Here is a 14,322-nt window from a genome sequence, read left to right on the forward strand (position 1 = left end):
GCTGACCGCTATTCCGCCTGACACGCGCGCAGTGGTGCCATCCAGTGATGAAATAGTAGTGTCGTAACACAAACCTGCATTTTGGCTTACATCGTTAAACACTGAATCAGAATTGGTTTCTGCAAGGTCACAGCCCAAGCTTGGCCTAGGTAAAAATTGTGATTGGTCAGTTGCTGGATAAGCTTCTACACGCAACGTAGGAGCCTCTTCAACAATGACAACATTGACTGGGCTAGATTGAGATGAATTTGAGCTGTCGCTGCCGCCACAGCCCAATATAAACATTAAGGGTAAACCCATAAGCGAGTATTTTAATAATAGTGTGCTGTGCGGTGGGTACTGATTAGTCATAAACATCTATTCCAACTATATACGGGGGCATAGTCATATTGAATAAACGCCCTATTACTAAAATTAACTAAATGGTTGTCAGTTTCTTGCTCATTCTTCAGCTGATATTCTAACGACCAAGAACATTGTGGCCTCGTTTAACGTTTATTTACTGAAAAAACGATTGCACAAAATCAAAACTATCAGCTGCAATTTTGGCTCCAATTACTCGCCCAGGTAGATCATCAGCCGGAGGATGGATCCCTCCCCAAATACGCGACAAACTGCACTGATCAGAGGCATCTTGATAAGTTGCCCATTGCAATGTCATATTCACACTCGGACCTTTTTCAAATACCAGAAAGTCATTAGCGTTGACCTCAAATTCGCTCATTCCGCCAGGGAAATAAGCAGTTCCCGTCATCGATGTCAGCAAATCAGCTGCGGCCCTTGAGTAAGTCGAATGTCCAGATACATAACCAGCGAAAGGTGGCGTCACAAAAGATGGCCTTTGATAGGGCCACCACTGCTCTGCCAATATCCAACCTACCTTGGCTTGGTCTACCAAGGGATCGTTTATGTAGTCTGGCCCCTTCCAAGCATAGAGTTTTATTTTGCCAATGTGCTGTGGATTGCGCGCAGCCAAGGGATCAGCTTCAGTGACCAGCTCAATATAGTTTTCTACCAAAGGTAGGCCATTAATGTGATAAGAAGGTAATGCCGGATCACTACTTTGTCCTAAGTCGGCCATGGCACGTATAGCGGATATGGGACGAATATAATCATAACGTCCTTTTATACCCCAAGCAGATACAGCCGCGTCATGCATGGTGCCACCCATGGCAAAATAAGACTTAATGTCCCATTCAAGTGGCCCTAAAACATCACCTTCACCTGCCCATCGTTTAACCAGTAATTCGTGATCACTGACAGAGTTTAAGATCACAAACCAATGGCCTGGGGGAGTCTCAGAGTCAGGGCCATCAGCCCAAAACTCCGCCAATACACGGGTGTAGTCACCACGAGGAACGATTTGTTCTGCATAGGGTTCATTGGTTATGGGGTTAAGAGCATATCCCATGCTGGTATCGCCACCCTCAAGCTGCTGATAAAATTCAGAAAACTCTGTAAAAGAACTAGGAAATTCAGCAATATTACCGATACTTTTAGGAGAGATGTCCCACATCACACTGTCATTTTGATCTAGATGAGACGACCAAATAGACACCAGTGAAAAGCCCCATTTATACTCGTCACTTAATTCACTGTTAATCAACGGTGGCATACCCGGATCATGATAAACCTGATAATCAAAGCCATCACGAGCAAACACAGTTTTGTCATTTTCTGACAAAGCAAAAGGCACCACTTGCCCCCATTCTGGGCTCAAAAAAGTGGGAGCTTCGTCAATAGGATTACCAGCCTGGTCAATAAACCCCTCTATCGACAAAGGTTGCCAACGATCTAAGTCCACAATGGTTGGGTTGCCAGCATCACTACTGCTTAATACTAATGGAGGGTTGATTGGCTGATAGCTAGTATTTGCGTAAAATTTTGGTTCATTGGCTCCATCTTGGTTGCCAAATTCAATGTAACAATTAGCAATATAATTTCCTAAAGCTACGGCTGAACCTTGAGAATAATCTAATGACTCGTCATCAAGGTTGTAACCTAAATTCTGCATTAACGCATCAGCAGCAGCCATAATTTCAACAGACCCAGGTGAAAAAATAAATCGCTGTTGAATAATGCGATAAGCAGCAAAACTGATGGCTTGTTCTTGCTCAGGCAAGATATCTTCTGGCAGTTCAATGTTAGCCGAAGGACAGGAAAACCCACCGACTTGATTACCCACTAAAAAACCTTTAGTTTGCGGTTTGTATACAGACCAGGCATCAAACATCGCCGATGAAACATGGAATAAATTTCTGGCATGTATAGTCGGCCTTGCAAAATCATTGCGAATGGCCAGTAACAGCACTTCGTTCCACATTCTTGCCACTGATTGGCCTTCACGTTCAGCGGTTATGACTACCGGAGGTGGGGTAACTGAATCTGCAATATCCGCCACATTAGTACTCGAGCCACCACATGCAGTTAATATAACAGTGGTCAAGCAGATAACACTTAGCTGTGAAAGGGGCATTTTTAGAAACCGTTTATATTTATTCATGTCACCCATTGTTTATCCTATTCACCTAAGTACTTGTATGTTCTAAGAACTATTTGGCTGCTTAAATTAATTGCTAGTCATATAAGTAGGTTGAATTTATTGACAGGTAAATGGATTTAATTTTACCACTGCGATTAAATAGTTCATGGCTTAGAGTTGGACTCAAACTGTTTGAACTGTCGTTTACCTGCTCCCCTTCTTCAAGTTTGGTAGTTAGTACCGAAACACCTTCAGTTAGCTGGTAAATAACCGGCACTTGGCACCAAGTGAACGCTATGCTGCGACTGGGTAACTCTATCTCTTGCCATTGATCGTGTATGTCTAAATATTTGAAGGTCTTTGCAGATTGAGTAAATTCTTGCTTACGCAGCAATTGCGGAACAAAACTCACTTTGCCCTGTTCTACTCGTATACCTAATTCTCCAAAACGAGTCAATATTTCTTCTTTAACTTGGCCTGTCATGCCGGGTTGTTGAGCGCCAGCGTGTTTAGGTGTGTGCGAATACGGGTCACATGGAAAGGCACCATATTCTTGTGGGCTTTTATTAAAACCTATTCCTTGTCTTACTCTGTAGTACAAATCACCCAGACGTTTTATCACTGCTGACTCTGAGTCATCGGCTAATGCTTGCAAATAATTTTCTTGAACCGCTAGTAGTAACTTAGACACCATATGCCAATACACACATCCAAGCCCCTCAAAACCAAACATGCCACCTGATCTTCCAGTAAATGCTTGATGGTTAAATGTTCGCTCATACAAATTTTCTATTTGGCTATTTGTGACTTGCGTAAGTTCCACATACCGAGGTGTTAATTTTTTAAGTTGAGCTGATAAATCACTACTATTTTTGAGTTTTGCATTAAAGCGATATTGGCCGGTCACATCTTGGGTCACAATACTATGTTCATTACCATTGAGCATCGCGACTAGCACAGAGATCTGTTCAATTTGTTCTGCAGGCACAATATTTTTAGCTAAGAAGCCAATTTGGCTTTTATCTGGATATAACATAAAGGTATTTTGATCAGGCCTAAACACATCACTGTTATATAAGGCTTCTAATACATCAGCGGCTTTTTCAGGACTCATGGCACTTGAACTTAGCGCTGCCACTTGGCCTTCTAACATAGGATAAAGGTTTTTTAATTCAGCTTTATTATCACCCAATGACACCAAATTGTATGAATGGAACAACCCATCCTCTTTTATATTATTATTAATACTGTGGTCTATCGCTGATAATGCATCAACTAATAGACATTGAATTGACTTCAGCTTAATAATCACTTTATGACTAAAAGATTCATTTTGATACACGCTAGTACGATATTTACATGCGGCTTGGCCAAGGGCTTTGAGCACTTCAAAACGTAACTCATCGGTTACTGGTGTTGGACTTAATTTGGCGGTTAAATTACTGAGCACTTGTGCCGTGTCTTGCAGCCATATTGCGACTTCAACAGAAAGTTCCACGTCTTGGTTTTGGCTGACCAACAGATTATTTAAAAAATGCACATACCGACGCAAATAATTCAAAGTGACAACTGACACACCATGGCCTACCAATGCATTATTTGCATCATTCCATTCAGGCCTTTGAGTGTTTAACCATATACCACCATCAACCACTAAATTACCTAATTTACACAACAAAGGCACCAACAGTTTTTCCAACAAATTGACTTGATATACGTCTCCGTTTTTATCCGAAATCAACTTGCCATCAGCACCCACTCGTTGCACTTTTTCTGCAATGTTAATAGCTGATTGTTCATCGTAATCAACGGTGCTTTTCGCATTTTCCAACATGGCTTCAAATGACTTAATTCGATAAGGCACATTGGCATAACAGAAAATAGGTTGGTGTAGTAAATCGCTCAATTTCTGAGGGTGGAACTTTTTAGATAACTCCAACATTTTCAACAAATAGATAACTTGGTGATCGCCCCAATAACCGATAAAGCTCCAAGGGTCTTCGGGCTCTTCAACTTCCCAGTCTATGCCACCTTTTGTAATCCGATATGGGTTATATCCATCAATAGTGGATGCATTAACAAACTTCGCAATCACAGACTCAATAAATTCAGGGTAGCTAAAACATAAAGCTTCCCAATTCTGAAAAATGTCTCGCCAATTACCTTGGTAAGACAACAATCTGTGCCCATCTGCGTCTTTTAGTTTTATTTCAAACTGATTCCAAGGGCGACTAGGGTCACCATGTCGACGACCAAAAGTAACAGGCAAGTATTCAGCAACTAAACGGTCTAGTTGTCTATCGTTCAACGCTTTTGTTTGTTGTGTAAACTGCTCAAGCTCAAGTTTATCAGCTAAGTTTTCTAAGAATTGTTGATGTTTTTCGAACAAAGACACATTAAAGGATTTTAAGGTGGCAATAAAATCAGTAGTACAAATACGATAGTGGTCATCAAACACCCCGCCTCGCAGGGTATTAAACAAGGTATTAGCATAGTGATGCACAGTGACACTTTCTTCGTTAGTCACTTGGAAACCATCAGCACCAGCCATAATCCGCGCCAGATCATCCGAGCCTTGATTAATAGAATGCTCGATATTACTGGTTATCTTTGGCCTGTCTTTTAGCTGTTCGATCACTGCACATACTTGAGATTGGCTTTGTTCAACATTGGCAATAATTTGCCAACTTTGCGACTGGGATTCTGCCAACTTAAATTCAACGTTTAGCAGGTAGGCGCCGCGGGTACCACGAGTAGTCAATTCATCTTGAATCGTTTCACCACGTCTAAAAGAATCAAGTTGCGCATTACTAAGTAGAATTTGTGGGTGCTTAAAACCTAGGCTAAACACTGTATTCGCTTTTAACGACTCGCTCGGCTGAGCGCGATCAGTGATCCCTGAATAAACAGTAAACATAGCCAAACCCGTAGGTTGGTCTAATTCATTCCATTTATAAGCATCAATTAAATTACTAGAGCTACTCTGAGTAGACCGAGGCGTGCCAGCCGGTAAAATATTTTGTAACCCATCAATCATTCTGACCGAAACAGGCTCACCTGCTAAATTGAGTAATTCGCATTGACGACAAAAGCCAAACTCGTCACTGGTTTTCCAGGTGTATCGGAAAGCCAGTTGTAAGTCGTGATTGATTTCTTCAAAACAAATTTTGTTACCAAGAATATTTTTATACAGGTTTTGACTAATCCGATACTGATGATTGAAATCTTTATTGTAGGGCTCCCAGCTGAAAGTCTTGCCGCCTTTGTTAACCTTAAGTAACGTTTTACTACCCGTATGAATATTACTTTCATAAATACGATCAACAGGGACATAGGGAAACAAAGCGAACTCAGGTGACACTCTGCCTGCTGTTAAACCTCCATTTGAGGCAATGAACAGCCAGTGATCACTGTCGGACACCAAACTAATAAAAAATGGCGCAATTTTTTCAGCATTATTGATGACATAATACCGCACGTCATACATATCAATAAATTCACCGCTGACTTCGCTATTTTTTAGGGCCGAACCACTCATTTTCACACTCTCTTTTCATTCTTATCAATCATAAAAAAGCAAAGAATGACTCTTTGCTTTTACAATACTTACTTGCAGGGACTTACTTCAACTTTGAAATTCGTACATAATCTATTAGCATTTTAACTGGAAAAACACCGTCATCAATCGGTCCTCCAGCTCTCCCCCAACCACCACCAATAGCTAGATTGAGGATAATATGATAAGGATGGTCATAGGGCCAAGCTTGCCACCCATCACCTTCATTTTTGTAGTAAAAATAAGGGCTGCCATCAAACAATATGGTAATGGTGTCTGGTGTCCATTCTAATGAATAAACGTGGTAATTCAGGTGCACATCAACACCTTCTACACTGGCTTTTCGTTGTTGCCAATTTCTCCAATAATAGGCTTTATTATGCACTGTTCCATGTACATTTTGCATGTCGAAACCAACATGTTCCATAATGTCTATTTCACCGGAATTGGGCCAAGCATCACACTTATCATTACCTTGCCAATCATTGCCCTGTTGGCAATTTGAAGCATAACGAAATGGGTCACTAGGTAACATCCAGATTGCGGACCAAGTACCTTGCCCTGCTGGAATTTTTGCCCTGACGTCTACTTTCCCATAAAGAAAGTCCCCTTTACCCAAAGAGTGGATCCTAGCCGAGGTGTATTGGGCTCCTTGAAATTGTTCTTTATGCGCCTGAATAATCAGTTTGCCATCCTCAACTCGGACATTTTTAGCTCGAGCAGTATACGTCTGGTCTTCATCGTTTACTTTTCTGGCCGGCCATTCATCAAATGACCATTTTTGATTATCTGGTGCGCCTTGATAATCAAACTCGTCTGCCCATACTACTTGCCAATCACGGGTATCTTCGACCTTTTTTCTAATCACTAATCCATGTAAAACGGGCTCACCTGTTTGCCCAGTTATTTGAATATTTAATTTACCATCAGATACATTTACGCCATTAACAGTGCGTACCAAAGAAGAAAGGTGTTTGCCATCTCTGGCTAAACGTACGTCAAGTTCACTTATCGCTTTGTTGTTATTCACAGTGACATTAAACACCCTATCACCAATAGCAATATCTTCTGGCTCAGCAAACTTAAATGTCACATCATATAAACCATTTTCTAAGGGGAAGAATAGCTGCATATTGCCTACTCTGTAAGTTTCGAACAATTCACTATCTTGGCTACCGCGTATATTTTTAGATTGTTTTTTAACTACATCGATTGGCAAATTATCTGCTTGGTACAACACACCATTAGTTGCGACATAACTATCACCACCGACATTAATAGCAAGCACAAGCTCTGTTCCATTTGACGGTTCAATTACTTCGGCGACTTCAACCTCATTTGCATCATGCACACATGCAGATATCAACCCGCAAATCACAATCAATAACCAAGCTGATAGTCTTTTACTAAACAAGTTTTGGGGCATGTTGAGTACCTAATTGAAAATTCTGTTATGGAAAACCGATAGACATTAGGCGATTCAAAATTTAACACAAATTAAAAAAGCTAAAACGGACTCTAATTGCGATAAAAAACGCCTTAATTGCAAAACGTAAATACATTCCAATTAGACACCAATTTTAATAGCCAATACTTTATTACCAATCCTTAGGTTTAATGCTTCTCGCAGTGCATCAGCGTTCCTAATTGTGAGTTTCAATACAATTGTCCGCTTTGACTTTCACCTATCCCGTCTTGCCGCATTTAACTCAGAAAAGATTAACCTTTGTGCTACAAAACCAACCATGTCGTTAACATCTAGGACAAATGTGCCTAATGATGACAGCAAATCTAATTTGTTTAGAAGACTCACTTTAGTGGGCAGGCGAACAAATAAGTGCACTTTATCTAGACTATTTCGGAGATCACCATGGTAAAAAATAGCGTTAAACGAATGAGGCATTTTCTCTCAGCCTCAGTCGCCATATCCTTGAGCGTAGCTCTATCAGGATGTGGTGGCGAAGCCTCAACTAATACAGATATTGCATCAGTCGACGTCACCACACCGGTTGAAGATTGGGTAATGGTCTGGAATGACGAATTTGATGGTACGTCAATTGACAGCAGCAACTGGACTCATGAAGTAAATTGTAGTGGCGGTGGTAATCAAGAACAACAATGTTATACCGATAGCCCAGACAACTCTTTTGTTGCTGATGGCAACTTAAACATTGTCGCCAAACCTTCTGTTGATGGCGAACCGCTTCCTTACACGTCTGCTCGCATGTCGACAAAAAATAAAGGTGACTGGAAATACGGACGTTTTGAAATGCGTGCAAAACTCCCATCAGGACAAGGCTCATGGCCCGCCTTTTGGATGCTTCCTACAGATGAAGTTTATGGCGGCTGGCCAAAGTCAGGCGAAATCGACATAGTTGAATCAGTTAACCTAAAAGTACCTAATGCAGAGGGCGTCGAAGAAAATAATATTTATGGTACCCTGCACTACGGTCTTGACTGGCCAAATAATGAACAGTCAGGCAAAGCTTATGCTCTTCCCGAAAACGTTAACCCTGCTGACGATTTTCATACTTATGCCATAGAATGGCAAGAGGGTGAAATCCGTTGGTATATGGATGGTTACCTTTATGCCACGCAATTACAATCTGAAGTTAGATTTAATAGTAAAGGTGAATCAGTTGGTCTAGTACATAAAGGTTGGTTTGCTGAATATTACGATATTATTACCGGCCAACTAGAAACCCACTGGGACCCAGCCCCATTCGATCAAGACTTCCATATCTTACTGAATTTTGCTGTCGGCGGAAGCTTTCCTGAAAACACCAACAATGGTGGAATAGATCCAGCAGCGTTTGCTGACAGTCAAGCTTACGTAATTGACTACGTACGTGTCTATGAATGTGCATCTGACCCAATGACTGGCGCTGGATGTGAAACAATTCGTAATGGTTATAAAGTTGAAGCCTCTGATGAAGTCCCAGACGGGGCTTTGGTATTAGGTAAAGCACCCACACCGACTCCTCCAGTGCCTGATGTTGCTGTGCCTATCACTATATTTGCCGATGGCGAGAATCCACTTTGGAAATTATGGGATTGTTGTGGCGGAACTATACCTGAAGTGGTTATTGACGATGCCCAACATGGTTCAGTAGCGGAGTTTCAGATACTCAACAATGACGGTGCAGTATTAGGATTTAATAGTCGCCCCGACTTCTCAGAAGGTGGCGTACCATTTAATGCCTCAGCTATGCTGACTACTGGAAGTGTCTCATTTGAAATGAAGGTTGTAGCACAACCTACTAGTTCTACCGTTTGGACAATGAAAATCGAAGCGGACAACAATACATCGTTCGCAGAGGTAGCTCTTAATACTAGCAATGAAGGTGTTGACCCAGCAGAAGGTGAGTGGCAAACCTATACGTTTAGTCTATCTGACCTAACCGACGCTGGTTTAGATATCAGTGCTATAGACGTCATCATGATATTCCCAGCTTGGGGTACAGGTGAAGGTGCTATCTATCGTATAGACAACCTTACCATCGCAGAACCAGGCAACGTAGTTTACCCAGAGTTAGTTTTATTTGAAGACGCGATTAACCCTGCATGGCCTCTTTGGGATTGCTGTGCTGGCTCTACACCCACTGAAGAAATGGATGATGAAGCACATGGTTTAGTTGCAGAATTTTCTGTTCTAGATTCACCAGAAACTGTTCAAGGATTCTTTGGTAGAGACAATGGTAGTTTTGATGCCTCAGCCTTATTAACTGAAGGTGTGTTCCAATTTGAAATGAAAATTGTGACCGCTCCTGCCGATGGCACACCTTGGCTAATGAAAATAGAAGCTGATGGCAATACTTCGTTTGTAGAAGTTAATTTAAACACTAGTACTGAAGGTGTCGACCCTGTTCCAGGCGTATGGCAAACCTATACTTTTGATTTATTAACAATGGCTGACGCAGGTCTAGATATTAGCGCTATAGATGTAGTCATGATATTCCCAGCATGGGGAGCAGGTGCTGGTGCAGTCTATCGTGTGGACAACGCCAAAATCTTCAACCCTAATGCAACTTCAGGTGGTCCAACTGGCCCTAGATTAGTCGCTTTCAATAATGCGGAAAATCCGGAATGGCCACTATGGGACTGTTGTGCAGGCTCTACACCTACAGTTGAAATGGACGATGCAGACCACGGCGCCGTTGCAGAATTTTCTGTTCTAGATTCACCGGAGACCGTTCAAGGCTTCTTTGGTCGAGATAATGGCAGTTTTGATGCTTCGGCATTATTAACAACTGGTAATTTCAGCTTTGAAATGAAAATTGTGACTGCGCCAGCAGATGGCACACCATGGTTAATGAAAATCGAATCTGACGGCAATACATCGTTTGTAGAACTTAACTTAAATATGAGTATTGAAGGGGTCGACCCTGTTGCTGGTGTTTGGCAAACCTATACGTTTGATTTGTTATCTATGGCTGATGCAGGTTTAGACCTAAGTGCTATTGACGTAATTATGGTATTCCCAGCGTGGGGCGCAGGAGCTGGCGCAGTATATCGTGTAGACAATGTGATCATCGGAAATCCTAGTGATTCAGGATCAGATAGTGATGCGGCTCTAACCTTATACGCAGATGCAATTAATGCGGAATGGCCTTTGTGGGATTGTTGTGCAGGCTCTACGCCAACAGAACAAGCCGATGATGCTGAGCATGGTTCAGTTGCAGAGTTCTCTGTTCTCGGTTCTCCTGATACGGTTCAAGGCTTTTATAGCCGCGATGTAGGCACACCTTTTGACGCTGAAAGTATCATCTCAGGAACCTTCAGTTTCGAAATGAAAATTGTTTCAGCTCCTGCTGAGGGCACACCTTGGATCCTTAAAATGGAAGCAGGCGATGCCACTTCAGATACAGGCGACTTAAACCTCAACACGAGTAACGAAGGTGCTGAGCCGGTTGCCGGCGAATGGCAAACCTACACATTTGATGTATTAACCCTGTTAGATGCTGGCTTAGATATCAGTGCCATTGACGTGGTCATGATATTTCCAGCTTGGGGTGCAGGTGCAGGTGCAGTCTATCGTTTAGACAACGTAGTCTTTAGACCATAGTCGTAGTCAGCGAGTTTTTGACCGCCTTAAGTCAATAACTCGCTTTAGATTAGTGTATCGACAAGAATTAGTAATTTTAGGTTGTTGTATTTGCTGAGTAAATCTTCCGCAAAAAGTTTCAACCTAGAATCAGAATGAAATATAAGTAGGGTAATTATGAAACACATGACCTTCAAAAAAACGCGCATTGCAGCATCGGTATCTTTGCTGCTTGGCGCTAGTATGTCTTTTGCTACTCACGCTCAAGAAGTCGAGGCGGAGCCAGCGGCAGCTAGTAATGTAGAAGTAATTCAAGTAAAAGGTATTCGTGGAAGTTTAGCTCGTTCAATGGACATCAAACGAGAAGGTACTGGGGTAGTTGACGCCATTTCTGCAGAAGAAATGGGTAAATTTCCTGATACTAACCTGGCCGAGTCATTACAACGTATTACTGGTGTAACCGTGAGTCGTTCAAACGGCGAAGGCAGCCAAATCACAGTACGTGGTTTTGGCCCTGACTTTAACTTGATGACACTTAATGGTCGTCAAATGCCAGGTACAGGTAATAGCCGTTCTTACAACCTAGAGAATTTGTCCTCTGCGGGAGTGAGTGCATTAGAAGTATATAAAACTGCGCGCGCTGAATACCCAAGTGGTGGCATAGGTGCAACGGTTAATATCGTGACCACTCAACCCCTTACTTCTCCTGGACTAAAATACTCAGTTTCGGGCAAAGGTATACGCGACACATCCAATGTAGAGGGAGACTCTGTCACTCCAGAAATAGCAGCCTTGTATAGCAATACTTTTGCTGACAATACTATTGGTATCGCTATTTCTTTGTCTCACCAAGGTCGTGACTTTCAACAGCAAAGTGCAAACATTCCTGGATGGCAAGCCGATCAAGGAACCGGTGGGCTTACTGGTGACAATGCAATAGATTTACGTGGCGTAGATTCTGAGGGTGAAAAACTAGGACATACTTATTTCCCAAGACAAATATCCTACGATATTGCTGATGTGCAGCGCACCAGAACCAATGGCCAAGTGACATTACAATATGCGCCAACTGATGCCATGACTTTTAGTCTCGATTATACTCGCACAGAAGCACAAACAGCCACTGAAACACGTGGCTTTGGTATCTGGTTTAACTGGGGTGGCAACCTTACTAACTATCAGCTAGATGAAAATGGTACTGCCATTAACTTTACTGAAACAGCTAATGATTATGCACATTCTGTAGGCGCTAATACGTTTTTAGTTGAAGCTGAATCTGTAGGGTTTAATTTTGATTGGCAAGTAACAGACGATATTCACGTAGAGTTTGATTACCACGATTCCTCAAACGCGACTAATACTGGCGGAGATAAGGGCAGTGGCAATGCAGGTAGCGTTATCATTGCGCCTAATAACATTGTCACTAAGACTTATGATTACTCTACTGGCGAAGTACCAAATTTTGCTATGACTTGGCCTGACGGTGCAGCTGAAGCCAGTCCTAATGATTTTGATCCACTTTTTGGTCAATTCAGCAAAGGTGAAGGTGAATCAACCGTAAAACAATACCAATTACATAGTGAATGGGTGAACCCAGACGATAGTTTCTTAGCCAATATTAAATTTGGTGTGGCGAGTACTGAGCAAAGTATCGGTGGGTTTGGAACAGGAAGTGGTAATATAGGACCTAATGGTTACCTTGGCAATGAAGCTGTTTTTCCTGACAGTATGTTTACCCGCCAAGATACTGGAAGTCTGCTTGATGCCTTAGATGGCGGTGGCAGTGATTTAACCACTAACTACTATTATACCTTTGACTTTGCAGAAACAGTGGCCCGTATGGTTAACTTCTTCGATAGTGTGCCACTTGACCCCTTCGATACTGCGTTATCCAGTACCAACTCTGGAGCAGTAAACGAAGAAACAACTTCTGTGTATTTACAAAGTGCGCTTTATTTCGAAGTAGCAGATATGCCGGTAGATATTAATCTAGGTGTACGTTATGAAAAAACAGACGTCACCAGTGATGTAGTTCAGCGAGTTGAAGATCAAATAGTTTGGTCAAACCCCACTGAGTGGCAATTACGCTACGAATCAGGCGGCGCACAAGATGTGAGTTTTGTAGGTGAGCACGATGTGACTTTACCGACTATAGATATCAAAGTTGAAGTGACAGATGAAATTATAGCCCGCATGTCATGGGGCAAAACGATTACTCGTGCACCTCTGGGTAACCTAGTCGGTATACGTTCCTTATCTGGCAGTCCAAAGCCGGGTAGCAGAACAGGAAGTCAAGGTAATACTAACTTGCTGCCTTTTGAATCAACCAACTTTGACTTGTCTGTAGAATATTATTACGACGATGCTAGTTATGTTTCTCTAGGTTATTTCCAGAAAGACGTGAAAAACTTTATCACCACTACCAGTGAAACGATCACTGTAGAGGGTTTGACAGATCCACTTATTGGCCCAAGAGCAACGCAAGCTATTAGTGATTTAGTGAGCGCGTCTGGCGACCCAAGTTTTGTGCCTTCTGATGGTGCCGTTTGGCAGCAAATCATCGACAATGGTGGCGGTACATTTGACGCTATTACAGGCAATACTATTGTTTTCCAAAACAGTAATGACCCTCTAATGGAATGGCGAGTCAGTCAACCTACAAACGGTGATACTAGAACTGTAGATGGTATTGAGTTTGCTGTGCAGCATATGTTTGGAGAGAGCGGTTTTGGTAGTGGTTTTAACTTCACTCTAGTTGACGGAGACGTTAAATACGATATAGAAAGTTTTGATCAACAGTCTCCTCTTGTAGGCTTAAGTGATTCTGCTAACTTCCAGGTGTTTTATGAAAAAGATGGCTTGTCAGTTAAAGTCACTTACGCTTGGCGTGATAACTACCTAATTGGGGTTGGTCAAGCTCAAGGTAGTGCAGAAGCACCTCCTCAGTTTGGTAAAGAATATGCACAAACTGATATCAGCGTAAATTATGATATAACGGATGAACTCACAGTATTCTTTGAGGGAATTAATATCACTAATGAAACTGAACAGGGTTATGGCCGTTACGAAGAGCAGTTCTTATTTGCTCGTCAATATGGCCCTCGCTATGCTCTGGGAGCGCGTTATACTTTCTAAGGTGTAACAAGCCATATAAAAGCCGCTGATGTCAGCGGCTTTTTTGTAAAATGATGAATAACTTCACATTCGATAAAACCCTTTAGTTTTTTAATCCGTAAAGAA

5 protein-coding genes and 1 pseudogene are annotated in these 14,322 nt (G+C 42.0%); 2 read left to right on the top strand and 4 right to left on the bottom strand.

Annotated elements, in window-relative coordinates; genetic code table 11:
* From QZ488_RS09610 to QZ488_RS09625, 4 genes are all read right to left on the bottom strand, one after another.
* Nucleotides 1-351: hypothetical protein (locus tag QZ488_RS09610; protein ID WP_293748006.1), on the bottom strand; the 351-nt coding region annotated here is incomplete at its 3' end.
* A gap of 148 nt (nucleotides 352-499) precedes the next feature.
* Nucleotides 500-2,503, bottom strand: a complete 2,004-nt coding sequence (locus tag QZ488_RS09615) for a vanadium-dependent haloperoxidase (protein WP_293748008.1) — start codon at nucleotides 2,501-2,503, stop codon at nucleotides 500-502.
* 73 nt (nucleotides 2,504-2,576) lie between these two features.
* Nucleotides 2,577-6,020 carry a hypothetical protein gene (locus tag QZ488_RS09620; protein WP_293748010.1) on the bottom strand — a complete coding sequence of 1,148 codons (3,444 nt, stop codon included), beginning with the start codon at nucleotides 6,018-6,020 and terminating at the stop codon, nucleotides 2,577-2,579.
* A gap of 82 nt (nucleotides 6,021-6,102) precedes the next feature.
* Nucleotides 6,103-7,464, bottom strand: coding sequence for a family 16 glycosylhydrolase (locus tag QZ488_RS09625; protein ID WP_293748012.1), 1,362 nt, complete (start codon nucleotides 7,462-7,464; stop codon nucleotides 6,103-6,105).
* A gap of 468 nt (nucleotides 7,465-7,932) precedes the next feature.
* Between QZ488_RS09625 and QZ488_RS09630 the strand changes: the two are divergent.
* Together QZ488_RS09630 and QZ488_RS09635 are read left to right on the top strand one after the other, a co-directional pair.
* A pseudogene (locus tag QZ488_RS09630) lies at nucleotides 7,933-10,578 on the top strand (glycoside hydrolase family 16 protein); the annotation flags it as partial.
* A gap of 681 nt (nucleotides 10,579-11,259) precedes the next feature.
* Nucleotides 11,260-14,217 carry a TonB-dependent receptor gene (locus QZ488_RS09635; protein ID WP_293748014.1) on the top strand — a complete coding sequence of 986 codons (2,958 nt, stop codon included), beginning with the start codon at nucleotides 11,260-11,262 and terminating at the stop codon, nucleotides 14,215-14,217.
* Nucleotides 14,218-14,322 lie beyond the last annotated feature (105 nt).

The organism is uncultured Paraglaciecola sp. (genome assembly GCF_913020055.1).
Classification (GTDB): Bacteria; Pseudomonadota; Gammaproteobacteria; order Enterobacterales; family Alteromonadaceae; genus Paraglaciecola.